The sequence below is a fragment of the Scytonema sp. HK-05 genome (genome assembly GCF_963872035.1).
GTDB lineage: Bacteria > Cyanobacteriota > Cyanobacteriia > Cyanobacteriales > Nostocaceae > Kalymmatonema.
Genome location: NZ_CAWMYC010000027.1, coordinates 1 through 18150, shown reverse-complemented (window position 1 = coordinate 18150; position 18150 = coordinate 1). Strand labels below are relative to the sequence as shown.

Here is an 18150-nt window from a genome sequence, read left to right as displayed (position 1 = left end):
TGTCAATGACGCTGGAAGCCTACACTGTACCCTCAGGTCAGTGTAGGTAGTTCACTCAGACTACACCATAACAAATTTTCTCGTGCCAATAGATGAGCTAACTCTTGAACGCCGGGAACTTGTCGCCATAACAGTGTTAGAGGATATTCAAAGTGTATACATTTATACTAAAATTTATTAATATTTCTCCTAAAATTCCCTTAAAAATGAGGGTAAAAGTCCCCCTTTTTAAGGGGAGTGGGGGGATCAAATAAAATATTTGATACTTCTCAAACATCCTCTTAGAACTGCGGCAATCATTAACGATAAATTGAGCACCCTCTCTCGCAATTTTAAAGACCTTCCAAATTAAAAAATATCCAACTTTTTTTGTGGGATGGGCTTCTGGGCTAGAAACCCACCCCACACAAGATTGGATAATTTCTTTGTTGAAAATCCCTAATTGCTTATAGTATTTTTGTTGGTTTGCGATTGCTGGAGTCAATAAGGTTTGTAAGACTTGCTTACAAACTGACAATCCCTCGTTTAACGGCAACAATCACCGCTTGAGTGCGATCGCTCACTCCCAATTTACTTAAAATTCGATTAACGTGAGATTTGACGGTGCTTTCACCGATACTCAAAGCGGTAGCAATTTCTAAATTACTCATTCCTTGCGCTATTAAACGGAGCACCTCTAGCTCTCGTTCACTCAGTTCTGGATTGCTAAGGCGCTGCACCAGTTTTGCCCCTACGGATGGTGGAATATACTGCTGACCGTGATGCAGACTGCGAATCGCACTTAGAAGTTCGTTGGGTTTAGCATCCTTGAGCATATATCCTTTAGCACCTGCGTGCAATCCGCGATAGATATCTTCATCGCCATCGTAGGTTGTTAGCACAATAATTCGGGCAGGTTCAAATTCAGCACAAATCGCACTAATGGCTTCAACCCCTCCGATTTGGGGCATTCGCAAATCCATCAGCGTGACATCTGGTTGGTATTCACAAAAGCGCTCGATCGCCTGTTGTCCATCTTCTGCTTGAGCAATCACCGTCATTTCTGGATCGCGGTTAATGATGGTTGCCAATCCTTGTCTGACAATGAAATGATCGTCAGCAATCAGAACACTAATTGTACTAGCTTGGCTCATAATAGACCCCATCCGAAAATTTGTAATCAACTTCGCGCAAGGGTTTGAGAGCAATCCTTGCACACTTGTTTGGAAAGTAAAAATCAGGATTTGATATGGTTAGTAATAGTTTAGAGCCGAAAAATACACAACTATCACTGCTGAGCGATGCTCGGTAGCAGCGGCTACGCGAACGCAATTTTTTCTTAACTTATATTAAGTTAGTAAAACGAAAGTACCAATTCACAATCTCACTAATCCACAAATTGTTAAAATTATCTTTCTATAAACATGGGGTTACAGAAGGAAGGTTAAGCAACTTTCCCCTGGTTCTGCATTCATCATAGAGATTTGACAAGCGATAAACTTGACTATCTCCTTGGCTCCACAATTCCATTAAACTCTACTGCTAACTGAGTTCAAGCCTAAAAATTTCTGACTTAATTCTGACTTGTGACTGATTGATTGAGTATATAATCTGTATGGGTTTCGTCGGATAAGCCATGTCTAGATCGCTCAGGGTTAGTAAAAAATGCATTGAGCAAGTTAAATTGGCAGTTAGGCGTAACGGCTTTGCTACCCAAAGAGCTTTGGCTGATGATGCGGGACTATCTTTAGCCACAGTCAGCAACTTCCTGACAGGTAAACCCGTTGACTATAAAACTTTTGTAGAACTGTGTCATAGGTTACAAGTGGAGTTTGAAGAGATAGCTGAACTGGATGTTGCGGCTCGCTCTCAAGCCACGGATGAAAAGAATGAGACAAGGATTGCTAACAAACGCTTGGACTGGGGAGAAGCGATCGATGTTTCTGTATTTTATGGGCGCACACAAGAACTTACAACCTTAGAGCAATGGATTGTGATTGACCGTTGCCGAGTCGTAGCGCTGTTGGGAATGGGGGGAATTGGTAAAACCTCTCTGGCGACGAAGTTAGTACAACAGATTCAGGGGGAGTTTGAGTACGTTGTCTGGCGATCGCTCTACAATGCCCCACCACTTTTTGAGCTACTGGGTAACTTAATTCAATTTTTCTGTGACGTCCAAGCGAAAGAAGCTGATTTACCAAACAGCGTAGACGAAAGAATCTCACGACTGATTGATTATTTGCAAGCCTCACGCTGTATCATTATATTAGATAATGCTGAAACTATTCTCGAAAGTGGCGCTATTGCAGGAAGTTATCGAAAAGAGTATGAGGATTATGGTCAGCTAATAAAACGCTTAGGAGAAGTTACCCACAGTAGCTGCCTGTTGTTGACTTCTCGGGAAAAACCGAAACACGTGGCGTCACTGGAAGGAGAAGCACTAAAAGTTCGCTCATTACGACTCAGTGGTCTGAAAGCGGTAGATGGGCAGAAAATCTTTGAAGTTAAGGGTTTCTCTGGCTCTGAGTCAGAATTGCGAACAGTCGTTGAGCGCTATGGAGGCAACGCCTTAGCTTTGAAGATAGTGGCGACGACAATTCAAGATCTCTTTGATGGTAATCTTTCTGAATTTCTCAAACAAGACACGGCTGTTTTTGGTGACATTTGCGAACTTTTAGACCAGCAGTTTTCGCGCTTGTCAGATTTAGAAAAGGAGATAATGTACTGGTTGGCGATTAATCGTGAGCCAATTTCGCTATCAGATTTACGAGAAGATATTGTATCACCAGTACGACCACAAAAATTACTGGAGGCGCTGGAGTCTGCAGCACGGCGTTCTCTAATGGAGAAAAGCGCAGCAACCTTCACGCTACAACCTGTAGTCATGGAGTATGTGACTCAGCGATTGATAGATCACCTTTGTGAAGAGATTGAAACTGGAAATATCGAGCTTTTTAGGTGCCATGCTTTGATGAAGGCGACGGCGAAAGACTATGTGAGGGAGACTCAAATTCGCCTCATCCTTAAACCAGTTATAGATGGGCTGCTGGCTGTCTTTAGAAACAAAAGAAATCTTGAAAATCAGCTAAGCCAAATTTTAGCAAAGCTACGAGAGCAATCTCCGCAAGAACAAAGTTATACGGCGGGAAATATTCTTAATTTGCTGTGTCGTCTGGAAACAGATCTAACTGGTTATGATTTTTCTTATCTGACTGTTTGGCAAGCAGACTTGCGAAATGTGAATTTGCATCATACGAATTTCTCTTATGCTAATTTGGCTAAATCTGTTTTTGCGGAAACCTTCGGTGGAATTCTGTCAATAGCATTTAGCCCCGATGGAAAATTTTTGGCTACAGGGGATATGAATAGTGAGGTTCGGTTGTACCAAGTTGCTGATTGGAAACAACTGTACACTTTTAGAGGTCATACTGATTGGGTATCATCACTTGCCTTCAGCCCTGATAGTAGTATTCTTGTAAGCTGCAGTGAGGATCAAACAATCAACCTTTGGGATCTCAATACTGGTCAATATCTCAGAAGCTTGCAGGGACATGAAAAGGGGATTTGGTCAGTTGCTTTCAGTTCAGATGGGCAAGCGGTGGCCAGTGGCAGTGATGACAAAACCATAAGGATATGGGATGTTAGTACTGGTCAGTGCCTAAAAACTTTGCAAGGACATGATAACATGGTACGAGCAGTCGTTTTTAGTCCTGACGACCAAATGCTGACGAGTGGCAGCGTAGACAAAACGTTGAAGCAGTGGAATGTTCGCACTAGTCAATGTCTTAGAACCTTGCAGGGGCACGATGAGGCGATCTGGTCAGCTACCCTCAGCCCAGATGGGCGTATACTAGCTAGTGGTAGCAGCGATCAAACGGTCAGATTATGGAATGTTGACACTGGTCAATGTCTTATGACCTTGCAGGGGCACTCTGGCTGGGTTTTCTCAGTCGCTTTCAATCCTGATGGGCAAACACTGGCAAGTGGTAGTTGGGACCAAACGGTAAAGTTGTGGAATGTTAGTACTGCTGAATGCCTCAAAACTTTATATGTACATAATAATCTGGTGCGAGCAGTTGCCTTTAGCCCTGATGCTAAAACGCTAGTGAGTAGCAGTGATGACCAATCGTTCAAATTGTGGGATGTTAGTACTGGTAAGTGTCTAAGAATTCTGCAGGGATATAGTGATAAGGTCTGGTCAATTGCCTTAAGTCCTAATGGTCAAATGCTCGCTAGTAGCAGTGATTGCAAAACTGTGAAGTTGTGGAACATTAACAATGGTCAATGCTTTAAAACTTTTACAGGGCATGACAATGCGATCCGGTCAGTGGCTTTCAGTCCAGATGGTTGTACTCTGGCCAGTGGCAGTAATGATAAAACGATTAGGATATGGGATGTCAGTACTGGTCAATGCCGCAAAACTCTGAAAGGTCACACTAGTTGGATTTGGTCAATTGCTTTTAGCCCTGATGGACAAGTAATTGCTAGTAGCAGTCATGACCAAACACTGAAGCTATGGGATGTCTCAGATGGTAAGTGCCTCAGAACTTTACAACAAGAGAGTCATGGAGTTTTGTCAGTAACCTTTAGTCCTGACGGTCATACTTTAGCTACTGGCAGTCATGACCACACACTGAAGCTATGGGATGTCAAAACTGGACAATGCCTCAGAACTTTACAAGGACATACGGGCTGGGTTTGGTCAGTTGCCTTTAGTCCAGATGGACTAATCTTATCTAGTGGCTGTGGAGACCACAAGGTGAAGCTATGGGATGTCAAGACTGGTCAAGTCTTGAGAACCTTGCAAGGACATACGAGTTGGGTTGTCTCAGTCGCCTTTAGTCCAGATGGACAAACTCTTAGCAGTGGTAGCACGGATCAAAGGGTGAAGTTATGGGATGTCAAGACTGGTGAATGCCTCAAAACTTTACATGAACATAGTCAAGGAGTATTATCAGTTACCTTCGGTCTTGAGGAGTGTACTCTAATTAGTGGCAGTGAAGATGAGACAATTAGGATTTGGGATGTAAAGACTGGTAAGTGCCTGAAAACTCTAAGAAGCTCTAAACCCTACGAACGTATGAACATTAGTGGGGTAATTGGTTTTACAGAAGCTGAAAAATCTGCTCTGAAACATTTAGGAGCGATTGAGTATCAAGAGAACCAGTAACATAGTTACACTATGGAGAATTTTGTAGCCAGTAAGATTAGCTAGAATTGGTCACTCCCGATTATCAAACTTTCTACCTTACTGTGCGGTATATGCTCCATCTATTATCATATTATGCCCGATCACGAAGGAAGCCGCATCGGAACACAACCACAGTACAGCTTCTGCAACTTCCTCTGATTTGCCAATGCGTCCTATCGGATGCCCTGCTTTAAGTTGAGCGAGTTTGTCTTTTGGGACAGCAGCTAGTATATCGGTCTCAACACAACCTGGACTCACAGCATTGATTCGGATGCCGGATTGGGCATATTCTATTGCTGCTGCTCGAGTCAAGGCGATAATTCCACCTTTACTGGCACAGTAACTGGTAAGCCCCGTACAACCGACAACACTAGCGACGGAAGCCACGTTCACAATTGCACCGCCACCTTGTTTGAGCATCGCTCCAATCTCATACTTAAGACAAAGCCACGTTCCTTTGAGATTCACATCAAGTATATGGTTCCAGTCTTCTTCCAACATATTAGTGAGTAGACTGGAAGTTATAACACCGGCGTTGTTGCAAGCGTAGTCCAGACGATCATAGTAATCAATAGTCTTGTTGACTAGTACCTCTACTTTAGCAGCATTTGATACATCGGTCTTGACAAAAATAGCCTCACCTCCAAGCTCATGTATGCGGTGTACAGTCTCTTCTGAGTTGGTGATGCGACGACTAGCAACGACGACCTTTGCTCCAGCACGTGCAAACGCGATCGCAGTAGCCCGACCAATGCCTGATGAAGCTCCAGTAACCAGCGCGACCTTTCCATGAAATTGACCTATCATGAGTGTGCTCCTTTTGTCTGAATAGCTTTGTTTTCTACTACTGAGTAGTGATTGGGACTTTGAAACTTTATGGCGTAACAAGTACTTAAAACTCTTGCTCTTCAACGAAAATACATCCCCACCTGTCCGTGTCCCCCCACTCGCGGAGGGACTACAGGAAGTTTGATTTGTTGCAATCTTTAAGAGAATTGGTATTCAATATTGTTAGATAAGTCCAACAAAGCTCTTGTCTTTGGCTCTTTTGACTGCAAAGTTGGCTTTATGAACCGGAACAGGTCCTAGAGCGACATCACCCCAGCGCATCACGGTTGCAGTGGCGTTTGCTGATGCACCAAGAGAATAGACGAGAACCAGATCATTTTCATTAATTTTACCCAATTGTGCTGCGTGATACAAATTAGCAACCACAGGTATTGGTCCAACGTTTCCATATTGAGGGTAGAGGTTGATTGTGCGCTCTAAGTCAATGTCTAGTACACGGGCGCAAAAATTAACAAACCAGGCGGTTGTTGTATTAAAAACAAAGAAGTCGATTTGGTCAAGTGTGACGTTGGCGGCAGTAGCAGCACCGTTGCAGCAGGTACGAACATAATTAGCAAATGTACTGCTGATTATTCGATTTGCTCCCTTTCCTGACCTTAGAAATAATCGTGGCTGACCTTGGGAATCCTCTGCCAGTTCAGTGTAAAAAGCACCACAAGTTTCTGCGGTATGAACAGTTTTGCTGCCAAGAATTCCCTGGTTGGCTTGAAGTGGACTAACTACAAAGGCTCCAGCACCATCACCAGTTACCCACGACATGGTGTCTCTTTCATCAACAAAGCGAGAGTACGTACAAGAACTCACCACCAGTACATTGCGGTACTCTCCTGCTCGAACGAGTGTATTGGCAGTTTGGAGTGCAACCATAGCTCCTGAACACATTGAATCAAGATTCCAAGCGGCACATTGTAAACCGAGTTGCTCAGCGAGGAAAACAGCATTGCCAGGTATGATTTGCTCGCCAACGAGTGAGGCGACAATCATCAAATCGACATCATCGGGAGAAAGTTTAGCTGCGTCCAGAGCATCTTTAGCGGCTTTATACTCAAGTGTTAGTGACGACTCATCTGGGGCAAGTACTCGCCGTTCAACGGTACCGCGAAACGGGTCTGACAAATAAGGCATCATCTCCAAGTCAAACTCATTACTGGGAGTGGAATCAGCCAGTGAAAACAGCTTTGCTAAACTTCTTTGCTCGGACTGAGCAATTAACTCTGGATATTTATTGCGGTAGTAATCGTTTGTACGTATGGTGTTTGGAACGCTTAATGCAAGCGAGCGAATGCCTACTGGATGATACATGATAATAAACCTCCAATGAATTTGATTACTGTTGTAAATTTAGGCTGTTGATGAATTCTATTGTTGTTGTAAATTTAGGTTGTTGATACGACTTTTAATCGGTGCAGGTCGTGTGGGATCGATGACTACATCAACAATAAATGGACCAGTAGAGGCAAGTGCTTGCTCTAGGGCTTGTTGGATATCAGTCTCTGTTGCAACGCGAATACCATCAGCTCCCATCGCTTGAGCAATTTTAAGGAAATCCACTTGCGGAATGTCTGTATCCATGCCTTGAAAGCCTTGCATCATCGAGCCTTGTTTGCACATGTTGTAACATCCGTCATTAAGTACAATCCAAACAGCAGGAATCTGGTGTTGCACCGCAGTGCTGATCTCACTGTTCATGAGCATGGCACCATCTCCAACGATCGCAACAGCTTTACCATTACGAGCTAGGGCAGCACCCACGACGCCCGTGACAGCATGACCCATTGCTCCAAACCCAGTACTGACTCGATAACGACCCGGCTTGTTAAATCGCAGCATATGATTTCCCCAAGCAAACGAGTTACCTGCCTCAGTTATCACCAATGCATCACTGCCTTCGACGATGATCCGTTGGATCGCATTCATAAGTAGCTCGGGTCGTACTAGACCATCAGCACTTGGATTGATAACATTACGCTCGGGTTTTGTGGGCAGTGAGGCGACTGTTGACCGACTAGTACGCTTTGGGAAGTATTTCAGCAATGCTTTTACAAACATTCCCACGTCAGACTGAATGGCAAATGTTTTAGCTGATGGATATGCGGTTCCTGGTACCTCAGGATCAATGTCAACATGCACAAAACCTCCAGGAGGGATCATCGCAGGGTTCCAAAACGAGGTAAACTCACTCAGTCGCGTCCCTAACACCAAAGTATGCAAAGGACGTTGCTCTTGCATATATGTCACAACAGATGAATGCCCTGCAAAGCCGGTAACTCCAATAAACTGAGGATGGTCCTCTGGAAAAATACCTTTGCCGCGTGGTGAACACATGACCGCAGCCCCCGTTCTTTCGGCGAACTCGCGAATTTCAAAAGCAGCAGAACGAGCACCAAAACCGACCCAAATGGCAAACGGACCAGAAGACAGCAACCGTAAACACTCTGAGATGGTTTCTTCACTCACAGTTGCCACAGAATGAGAAAGAGTCGTTTGTGGTAACGATGTTTTGAGCAAACTCGTCTGGATAGCCGTAGGAATACTGACATGAGCTATGAAACTTCCTGGTCTAGCTAAGCCTAGAGTTAGCCTTCTTTGGACTTCTGGCAGTTCATCACTGCTTTCAAGGGTAGTAGCATAATCGAACATTGAACCCGAGGTAAAAATACCTGCGCTGGGCATTGTGTAAGCGCTTGTTTCTTGAAAAGCCCAGCGTCCGCGCTGCGCTGTTGATGTGGAAGGCGACAGGAAAATCACCTTAGCACCTTCCCAACGTGCAGCAAAGAGCCCGGTCAGAGCGTTTGTGATACCTGGACCTGCTGTGGCAAACACCACGACAGGGCGACCACTAGCAAAGTATGCCTCGCAAGCAGCAAAAGCGGCTCCTGCTTCATGACGAAAGTGAAGCACCTCGATTGAGCTATTCTCCAGTGTATGCCATACAGGAGCGATCGCACCTCCCGAAACACCAAAGGCATATTGCACTCCCAAATCTTCCAGTATTTTGGCGATCGCCTCAGCTACTGACACAGGTGCAACTTGCTGACTTGTTTTAAGAGACACGATGTCCAATTGTGGGTTTAACTGGACATTTACAAAAGGTGAGGGGGTTAAAGATGACTCAGATGGTGAGACTAGGGCAGATACAGATTTATACTTAAAGCCCATAGTCTGATTTGGTAAAATTTCGAGATGGCTGTCGAGTTCTAACTTTTCGACTTCAGTTGAGTGGATTGGAAAGGATTTAAAGCTCATATAAGTAAAGGTAGATGCGTAAAAGTTGGCAACCCGTCAGTTTATCTTTCGTTTGTTGTTCCCTGAATGGAAGTTAAGCTTGAAGTGTGCTTAATTAATAAGATAAAAAAAACTGCTAAATTACACACTTACCAAAAGTGCTGTGTTGAATACCAAACCCGGCTTCAAAACATACACTTTTCTGTATACACGGCTTGGGCTGCTTTTAATAAAATAAGCGCATACACACATACATTGAAGACAAGCGCAAATTTATTAAATGTTATTAATTTTTCGTACAATTCACTGTTTACCTAAAAAAATATTGACTTTTAGAAGTTTATGTGCATAAACAACTTATCGGTTTATTTGATAAAACAATTAGGTGGTAGATACTTGGGTTTCAGGTTCGCTATGAACGTGATATCAGAAAGAACTACGGTAAAAGTAAACTTTGAGGAATTGATGATGAGTCAAGAAAAGCAAAAGATTCTAGTAGTAGATGACCACCAATTAATCCTGACAGGAAGCCTCGACGTGCTACGACAGAAGTACCCAGACGCGGAAATTCTCAAGGCTAAAACTGCACAAGAAGCTTTTGATATACTAGAAAGTTCTCAACTTGACCTTGTTGTCATGGACTTGTCCATTCCATACAAGACCGGAATGACCGCCCATATTGATGAGGGTCTTCAACTACTGAAGATTTTGATGAAAAAATATCCTGCACTAAATATCGTGGTGCAAAGCAGTTATGTTAAAGCACTGGTGCGGATTAAACATGAAATTGACGACCATCAAGGGGGCTTTGCGATCGCCGATAAAGGACTGTCCGAAAAAGAGATATTAACTAGGGTTAACTTAGCGCTACAAGGGGGAACGCATACAAAAGATATAAAAACAGCACTGGAATTTAAGCCTGAGTGGCTAGAGGTACTGGGGCTAGCATTTGAAGAAGGATTGCAAGATAAGACTATTGCTGAACGAATGCATATGCATGAAAGGACAATTCGTTCATACTGGACTAAAATCCAAGACGTTTTGGGCGTTTATCCTGAAGATTGCAGACAAGAAGGCAAGAATATGCGGATTCAAACGAGAATCCGTGCTAAAGAAGAAGGGCTAATTGACTAATAAGGAGTTAGGAGTTCATGATTCATGGTTGAAGCTTCTGGAACGCAGATTTGGAGAAAAATTAAGAAAGAAATTGCTATTTGGCGTACAGGAGCGTTACCAGGATTTGCAGTCTTGGCGATTGTCACCATCGCTCGCTTCAGTGGGTTACTTCAGCCTCTAGAGTGGATGGCACTTGATAACTTTCTCCATCTACGTCCTGCTGAGCCTATGGATAATAGAATCACGATTATCGGCATTAATGAAGATGATATCGCGAGTGCAAAAACATATCCTATACCAGATGGCGAGATTGCAGCAGTTATCAGGAAAGTACAGAATTATAAGCCGAGAGTTATTGGTTTAGATCTTGTTAGAAATGTACCTATTGAGCCAGGTCATCAAGAACTGGTTGATGTATTGAAACAGAGTAAAAATATAATTGCTATTGAGAAAGTTTTACCTAATCAAATAGCTCCGCCGTCGCATATTTCTTCTGAACAAATAGGTTTTGCAGATGTTATACCTGATAAAGATGGTAACTTCAGGCGCGTTCTTCTGAGTACACCATCATTAAAGAATGGTCAAAGCTACAAGTATTCCCTATCTTTGCGTTTAGCAGAACATTATTTATCCCGTGAAGGTATTACTTTAGAAAATGGTATTCGTGATCCCGATACTATGCGGTTTGGCTCAATTGAAATCCCTCGCTTTTTGCCCAACACTGGGGGATATGTAGGAACAGATGCCGGTGGGGTTCAAACATTACTCAATTGGCGGAGTGGAAAAAAAGCATTTCGAGTTTTATCTCTTAATGATATTAAAACTGGCAAATTTCAGCCAGAATGGCTGCGCGATCGCATTATTTTGATAGGTATAACTGCTCCTAGCGTTCCAGACTACCTTTATACTAAAGCAATTGCTGATTTGAAAAGTTTTGATCAAATTTTTGGAGTAGAATTTCACGCTCATGCTTGTTCCCAAATCATTAGCGCAGTTCTTAATAAACGACCACTGTTAAAAGATTGGTCAGATAAGTGGGAATATTTGTGGATAACAGTTTGGGGTTTTATCCCCATTATTATCGGACGACTGACTCAATCTGTACTTAAGAATCTGTTTGCTGTTGGTGTTACTAGTCTTTTCTTAGTTGTAGGTAATTATCTGCTTTTGACAATCGGTTGGTGGATTCCGGTTGCACCAAATTTGTTAATTTTAGGTATCAATGGTGTAGGTCTCAGTGCTTTTGCTTTTTATCAACGCGACCAAGCTTTGCAATCTCAAATTAATGAACGCCAACGCACAATTGATGTTACATTTACTCTTATTCATAATGGACCCTTACAGACACTAGCTAATACTTTAAGATGTGTTCAGGAGCAGAACTTTCCAGCGGAGAAATTACACTCGCAATTGAAAAGCCTTAATTCTGAAATTCGGGCAATTGGTGAATATCTAAAATTGGAAGCCCTAGATCAGGAAGAAAGCCTTCGTATTGGGAGTGGTTTAAAACTAGATTTAAAACTTCCCATTCACGAACTTTTTTATGAGGTTTACACCAGTACATTAGAGCGAGACCTTCCCTTTTTTCAAAATGTTAAAGTAAAAGCTCGCTCATTTGACCCCATTGGGGAGGAGTATTTGAGTCTTGAACAGAAACGAGAACTTTGCCAATTCTTGGAAGAAGCTTTATGCAATGTTGGAAAATATGCAGTAGGAGCTAAATACATCCAAGCCACTGGCAAGGAAAATCAAGGATGGTACACTCTTAGCATTAAAGATAATGGATGTGGCATCAGTTCAAATTTAGAGAATAAAGGCACAAAACAGGCTATAAATTTAGCTTGTAAATTGGGAGGTCATTTTAAGCGAGAATCTGTTTCTCCCCGTGGAACTTTATGTGAGTTAACCTGGTTCCTAGGAGGTAGCAAAGGTTGTATCGGAAAAATCCGAAAGCAACTTAAATCCTTTTTTAATAGTGCCAAAGATGGGTAAGTAAATATTAATACCAATTCTCTATAAACTTGCACTAAATAATTACCTCTTTCTTCCTTGGCGTACTTGGCGTACTTGGCGGTTCATTTTTTAATATTAAGTGCATCTTCATGGAGAATTGGTATAAGTAGGGTGTGTTACGGCGATGCTTGGATTTCGGAATTTGAGAGAGTGAGGATTAGCCGTAACGCACCGAGAAAGATGGTGCGTTAAGCGTTGCTATAACGCACCCTACAATTTAAGGTTTACTTTATAAATCATCTCTTAAATCCTTTTTTGGTAGTGCCAAAGATGTAAAAAACCCTGATCACGACGGCGATGTAGAGACGTAGCATGCACTTTCATTACACATCACCAAATTTCACCAAAAATTTTTAACTCAACCGTATTGGGTTAAAAAGGTTGATATCGTAACAAGAAATAAAGTCCATTATCTTGCAAGGAGTCTCCCCTATTGCTCACCCCAACTAATGGAATACCATAATCTAAGCGGACATCCAAACTACGGTTAATTTGCCATTCCACACCCAAACCCAAGCCTGCAATTAAATTCGGATCTGGGTTAGCATCACGGTTATTCCACCCAGTGCCTATCTCAAAAAATGGCGTGATTTGTAGGGTTCTAGGATCAGCGGTGACGGGAATGCGGAGTTCAAAAGAAGCGACAACGCCATTATCAGATACTACTTGGTTTTGCCGATAGCCCCTAACCGTATCTACACCACCAATACTAAACTTTTCTAATGATAGAAGAGAATCTGGCGTTAACTGGGTATCGATGCGAGTTACCAGCAAGGCTCTTGGGGACAATTGCTGCACCCACTGGAACTGTCCTAACCAGGAAAAGAAGCGTCCATCGGTACCTGTGTTATTGATGGTTGCATCAAAGGCATCAATGCCAAAGCTGAATTGCGATCGCGCTGCTAGCACTTGTGTTGCAGTCCGATTTACCCAGTCTTGGTAAAACCGAATCACGGTGATTCTGGATCTCCCGTTTTCTGGTCCTTGTGAAAACGAGTAGGGAATGTTATCCAGAATAAAGGTTTGATTGCGACGCAAGTCTAACCCTACACCAATAGCAAACTCAGATTCAGGGGATTGCACTAACGGTTGGCGCAGACTGAGGGAAAAGGTTTCGGACTGGCTGCGAATACCTAAGTCTTGGAAAGGGACTTCGATAATATTGCTGTCGTTGTTGCTATAGCGGAAGCTCAGAGTGCCATTGCGAGGTAAAAGCGGCACGGTGTAGCTGAAATCGTAGAGATTGAGCCCCTCGGTGCGTCCGTATTCAGCAGTCAGGCGATCGCCGAAGCCCAACAAGTTATCGTGAGTCACAAAGACACTACCCTGAATTGAACCGATGCTAGGAGATTGGTTGTTGCCAATGATAATGCCTGCATGAAATGCAGGAGCTTCTTTCAAACGTACTTGTAAGATATTGCGCCCTGGGGCACTACCTGCGGTTAACTCAGCATTCACCCGTTCTAAAAGCGGATCAAGCTGCAACAGTTGCAGTGCTTCCTCTAGGCGTTGGCGGTTTAAAGGAGCTTTGGTGGCGCTCCTCAAGCGACGAAGCACGTATCCTTTTCCCAGGCGGCTTAAACCAGTAATTTCTATTCGCTCTAGTTCGCCTTCTACGACTTGAATTTGCACAATACCTTTGTCAAGAGCTTGGTTGTTGGGCAAAAATGCACCGGAAGTGACGTAACCTTTTTTGACGTAAAGCTCGGTGATAGCAGAGCGCAAGGCGGTTAGGTCTTCAAAAGTAATTTTCCGGTTTTCATATTTCTTAACTAACTGACTAATTTCCTCTTTGAGAACGGTATTGCCTAAGACTTCAATCTTCTTAATGTAAAAGCGAAGGTTTGTGGGAGGAGAAGGTGCGGTGGGTTGAGGAGTGGGAGGTGTTTCGAGATTGGGTGGTGTTGGTGGTGCGCTTGGAGTAGAGGGGATGGGTAGAGGTTTAGTGGGTTTGGGAATAATTTCTTCAACACGCCCTGGTGCGGTTGGGGGAATGGTAACTCTCGGCGGTGGGGTTGATTGTGCAACTCTTAAGTTGGGGTTTAGGTAAAAAATTGTAGAACTTTCAGAGCCTAAAGTGGTGTCACGTAGAAAATCGCTGCTTTGGGCAAAGACACAGATATCTAAAGAAGTGGCGATCGCTCCTATGCACCCTAACAACCCTGCTACACTCAATGTCCAAATGCGTACTGCAAAGTAAAGTTGTAGGTATTCGCTCCAGTACACAATTTTAACCCCACCATTAACAGCATATTTCAAACCTTCTCTGAAACTAAACGTTAGTAATAAATATAGTATTTTTACTTGTTTAACACAAAATACTTTTACTAACAAGTTAACCAGATAACAAAGAAATAAAAAACTGATAGATGGGGAGCATCGCAAATATGTAAATTTATTTTTATGCTAAGTGAAGCGAAGCATCTTTTTAATCACCGTGGACTTGAAATTCTTCCCTCCTGTTCCTTCGCTTCGCTCAGGACTAAGCTCCGAATTGCCTTGAGTATTTTGGTAAAATTGGGATACTCCCGATAAAATGTTGCTTAATATGTGAATGTTTTTAATGGTATATTAGCCAGCTATAAGCCTTATACAAGACTGCATTTGACACTCACTTGAATTTACCAAATTAATATTTAGAAGATTTTTTGTAATTAAAAATACTTTTTTATATTAGCAAGAATAAATTAAAAAGCCAATTTACTTTGCATTTAAATTTTCCAAAAAAGATTGACAGTTAAATAACCCCCAGATAACTGTTTGTATCAATCAGATAATGTCAGGAATGCAATTGATACATTTGATAAACAACTACAACATTTGAGGGTTCATATCTTCCCCTCAGTGTATTCTTCATGGTTTAATTTACAGTAAATAATTTATCAACAAAAAAATTTAGATCCAGCTAAAAATTGATTTTTGTTTTTCAGTAAAAAATTATTCATGAAAATTGACAGAATAAAGAATATGTTATATGAAAGAAAAATTTTGGCTACTTATAGCAGATTGCAAGTTCGTGAAGTACAGAAGTACCCCACCCGCGCTGTCGCGCACCCTCCCCTTGCCAAGGGGAGGGTTGGGGAGGGGTGTACTCCATTTAGATGCAAAGCGCTGTATAGCAATTCTCTGTGACATTGCACTTTATTTACCGTCCGCCGACTGCATCCCCCCCTACCAAGGGGGGACTACAAGGGGGTTGAATAAGCGTGCATCTTCATGGAGAAACCGTATTAGAAGATTGCAATTAGGGTTGGCAGGTTGCTGGGCCTTGGTAGGTGCGTACGCATTGACAACATCTGAGCAAGCCCATGCACAAATAACACCAGATGCTACGCTGTCTTCTGAAAGTTCTGTCGTAACACCTAATTTAGTGATTCGTGACTTAGCAAGCGATCGCATTGATGGCGGAGCAATTCGCGGTAGTAATCTCTTCCACAGTTTTCGAGAATTCAACGTGGGTGAAGCAAGAGGAGTTTATTTCACCCATCCTGAGGGAATTAAGAACATTCTCACTCGCGTGACGGGGACGAGTCGCTCCGAGATTCTGGGGAGGCTTGGTGTATTGGGTAATGCCAACTTGTTTTTGCTCAATCCCAATGGAATTCTATTTGGTCAAAATGCGCGATTGGATATTCAGGGTTCGTTTGTTGGTAGTACGGCAAATAGCTTGAAATTTGCTGATGGCTTTGAGTATAGCGCCACTGCACCACAGGCTACATCATTACTCACCCTCAGTGTGCCTGTGGGTTTGCAATATGGAGCAAATCCAGGAGGGATTCAGGTTATAGGCGATGGTCAGGGTTTAAGATTAACATCTGATTTAATTGATACAACGAATGCTCTACGGGTGGAACCGAATCAAACGTTAGCGTTGGTGGGTGGTGATATTAGCTTAGAAGGAGCAACCATCAAAACTGCTGGCGGACGGATAGAACTGGGGAGTGTTGCAGGAAATAGTTTTGTCAGCGTCACCCCCATTAATAAAGGTTTCGCCTTGGGCTATGATGGGGTGCAAAATTTTGGCAATATTCAACTATCGCAACAAACAGCAGTTGATGGTAGTGGCGCGGGCAGTGGTGATATACAGGTAGTGGGCAGGCGCGTCACCCTGAGCAATGGTTCTCAAATAGAGGCAAGTACTCTCGCAACAGAGTCTGGTGGGTCATTGAAAGTCATCGCGACTGAGTTGCTAAAGATAACTGGTATTTCTAGTGATGATCCGTTGCCCACCACCGGCTTGTTTTCTGCTGCTTACCCAGGCGCTACCGGGAATGGGGGTGATTTGACGATTAATACCAGTGAGTTGCTGATTCAAAATGGGGGACAAGTTAGTACTGCCACATATGGTAGTGGCAAAGGAGGGAATTTGGCACTCACTGCCAACAAGGTGCAACTGATTGGTACCTCTGGTGATGGTCGCTTTGCCAGCGGCTTGTATTCTGCTGCTAACCCAGGCGCAACCGGGAATGCGGGTGATTTGACGATTAATACCACTGAGTTGCTGATTCAAAATGGGGGACAAGTTAGTACTGCCACATATGGTAGTGGCAAAGCAGGGAATTTGGCACTCACTGCCAATAAGGTGCAACTGATTGGTACCTCTAGTAATGGTCAGTTTCCTAGCGGCTTGTTTTCTGTTGCTAACCCAGGCGCAACCGGGAATGCAGGTGATTTGACGATTAATACCAGTGAGTTGCTGATTCAGGATGGGGCAGCTGTTAGTGCTAGCACATTTAGTAGTAGCAAAGCAGGGAATTTGACAATCACAGCCAACAAGGTGCAACTGATTGGTACCTCTAGTGATGGTGAGTTTCTCAGCAGCTTGTATTCTCAAGCTGCTTCAGGCTCAACCGGAAATGCGGGTGATTTGACGATTAATACCACTGAGTTGCTGATTCAAAATGGGGCACAAGTTGATACTGGCACATTTGGTAGTGGCAATGGAGGGAATTTGACACTCACTGCTAACAAGGTGCAACTAATGGGTTTTTCTAGTGATGCTCAGTTTCCCAGCGGCTTGTTTTCTGGAGCTGATTCAGGCTCAACTGGGAATGCGGGTGATTTGACGATTAATACCACTGAGTTGCTGATTCAAAATGGGGCACTAGTTAATACTGGCACAGCTGGTAGTGGCAATGGAGGGAATTTGGCACTCACTGCCAACAAGGTGCAACTGATTGGTACCTCTAGTGATGGTCGCTTTGCCAGCAGCTTGTCTTCTCAAGGTGATTCAGGCTCAACTGGGAATGCGGGTGATTTGACGATTAATACCACTGAGTTGCTGATTCAAAATGGGGGACAAGTTAGTGCTGGCACATTTGGTAGTGGCAATGGAGGGAATTTGGCACTCACTGCCAACAAGGTGCAACTGATTGGTACTTCTAGTAATGGTCAGATTCCTAGCGGCTTGTCTTCTCAAGGTGATTCAGGTTCAATCGGGAATGCGGGTGATTTGACGATTAATACTGGGGAGTTGCTGATTCAAAATGGGGCACTAGTTACTGCCCAGGCGCGAGGTCAAGGAAATGCAGGCAACATCAATATTAATGTTGCCAGACTCTTAAGGGCTACTAACGGTGATATCACCACTACTGCAGAACGCTCTTCCGGAGGTGCCATCACCATTACAGCAAAGGACATCCGCCTGTTTGGTGACAGCGACATTGCAACCAACGTCTTGAGTGGCGTAGGTGGCGGCGGTAACATCACCCTCAATGCTAACTCCATCATCGCCCTCAATGACAGCGATATCCTTGCATTTGCCCGAGATGGAAGAG

General features: G+C 43.3%; 10 protein-coding genes. 4 read left to right on the top strand and 6 right to left on the bottom strand.

Going from position 1 to position 18150, the window contains the following annotated elements; all coding sequences use genetic code 11:
• Positions 1-136 precede the first annotated feature (136 nt).
• Both AACT52_RS05535 and AACT52_RS05530 read right to left on the bottom strand, forming a co-directional pair.
• Complete coding sequence (locus AACT52_RS05535) at positions 137-484, bottom strand: hypothetical protein (protein WP_073636277.1); 348 nt, start codon at positions 482-484, stop codon at positions 137-139.
• Positions 485-503: 19 nt separating this feature from the next.
• The gene (locus AACT52_RS05530; protein ID WP_073636280.1) at positions 504-1133 is read right to left on the bottom strand and encodes a response regulator; all 630 of its coding nucleotides are present in this window, start codon (positions 1131-1133) and stop codon (positions 504-506) included.
• Between the two features lie 482 nt (positions 1134-1615).
• Here AACT52_RS05530 and AACT52_RS05525 point away from each other — a divergent pair, with 482 nt between their 5' ends.
• Entirely contained in the window at positions 1616-5149 is a 3534-nt protein-coding gene (locus AACT52_RS05525; RefSeq protein WP_073636276.1) for an NB-ARC domain-containing protein, read from the top strand.
• Positions 5150-5227: 78 nt separating this feature from the next.
• Here the strand turns inward: AACT52_RS05525 and AACT52_RS05520 are convergent, their stop codons facing one another.
• From AACT52_RS05520 to AACT52_RS05510, 3 genes are all read right to left on the bottom strand, one after another.
• A complete protein-coding gene (locus AACT52_RS05520) occupies positions 5228-5977 on the bottom strand; it encodes an SDR family oxidoreductase (protein WP_073636275.1) in 750 nt (249 codons plus the stop codon).
• A gap of 204 nt (positions 5978-6181) precedes the next feature.
• Complete coding sequence (locus AACT52_RS05515; protein WP_073636274.1) at positions 6182-7321, bottom strand: 3-oxoacyl-ACP synthase III family protein; 1140 nt, start codon at positions 7319-7321, stop codon at positions 6182-6184.
• A 57-nt stretch (positions 7322-7378) separates the two neighbouring features.
• Positions 7379-9265 (bottom strand): ScyA-related TPP-binding enzyme, encoded by a 1887-nt coding sequence (locus AACT52_RS05510; RefSeq protein WP_083630804.1) that lies wholly within the window; start codon positions 9263-9265, stop codon positions 7379-7381.
• A 393-nt stretch (positions 9266-9658) separates the two neighbouring features.
• Here AACT52_RS05510 and AACT52_RS05505 point away from each other — a divergent pair, with 393 nt between their 5' ends.
• Together AACT52_RS05505 and AACT52_RS05500 are read left to right on the top strand one after the other, a co-directional pair.
• The gene (locus AACT52_RS05505) at positions 9659-10378 is read left to right on the top strand and encodes a response regulator transcription factor (RefSeq protein ID WP_073636273.1); all 720 of its coding nucleotides are present in this window, start codon (positions 9659-9661) and stop codon (positions 10376-10378) included.
• Positions 10379-10402: 24 nt separating this feature from the next.
• A complete protein-coding gene (locus AACT52_RS05500; protein ID WP_073636272.1) occupies positions 10403-12352 on the top strand; it encodes a sensor histidine kinase in 1950 nt (649 codons plus the stop codon).
• A 393-nt stretch (positions 12353-12745) separates the two neighbouring features.
• Here the strand turns inward: AACT52_RS05500 and AACT52_RS05495 are convergent, their stop codons facing one another.
• Positions 12746-14428: a ShlB/FhaC/HecB family hemolysin secretion/activation protein gene (locus tag AACT52_RS05495; protein WP_073636278.1), complete on the bottom strand. Its 1683-nt coding sequence runs from the start codon at positions 14426-14428 to the stop codon at positions 12746-12748.
• A 1231-nt stretch (positions 14429-15659) separates the two neighbouring features.
• Here AACT52_RS05495 and AACT52_RS05490 point away from each other — a divergent pair.
• Positions 15660-18150: two-partner secretion domain-containing protein (locus AACT52_RS05490; RefSeq protein WP_158055001.1), on the top strand; the 2491-nt coding region annotated here is incomplete at its 3' end.

Excerpts from the sequence above, each read along its gene's own strand:
- AACT52_RS05500 (WP_073636272.1), top strand. The coding sequence starts at position 10,403 with ATGGTTGAAGCTTCTGGAACGCAGATTTGGAGAAAAATTAAGAAAGAA.
- AACT52_RS05505 (WP_073636273.1), top strand. The coding sequence starts at position 9,659 with ATGAACGTGATATCAGAAAGAACTACGGTAAAAGTAAACTTTGAGGAA.
- AACT52_RS05520 (WP_073636275.1), bottom strand. The coding sequence starts at position 5,977 with ATGATAGGTCAATTTCATGGAAAGGTCGCGCTGGTTACTGGAGCTTCA.
- AACT52_RS05510 (WP_083630804.1), bottom strand. The coding sequence starts at position 9,265 with ATGAGCTTTAAATCCTTTCCAATCCACTCAACTGAAGTCGAAAAGTTA.
- AACT52_RS05525 (WP_073636276.1), top strand. The coding sequence starts at position 1,616 with ATGTCTAGATCGCTCAGGGTTAGTAAAAAATGCATTGAGCAAGTTAAA.
- AACT52_RS05515 (WP_073636274.1), bottom strand. The coding sequence starts at position 7,321 with ATGTATCATCCAGTAGGCATTCGCTCGCTTGCATTAAGCGTTCCAAAC.
- AACT52_RS05530 (WP_073636280.1), bottom strand. The coding sequence starts at position 1,133 with ATGAGCCAAGCTAGTACAATTAGTGTTCTGATTGCTGACGATCATTTC.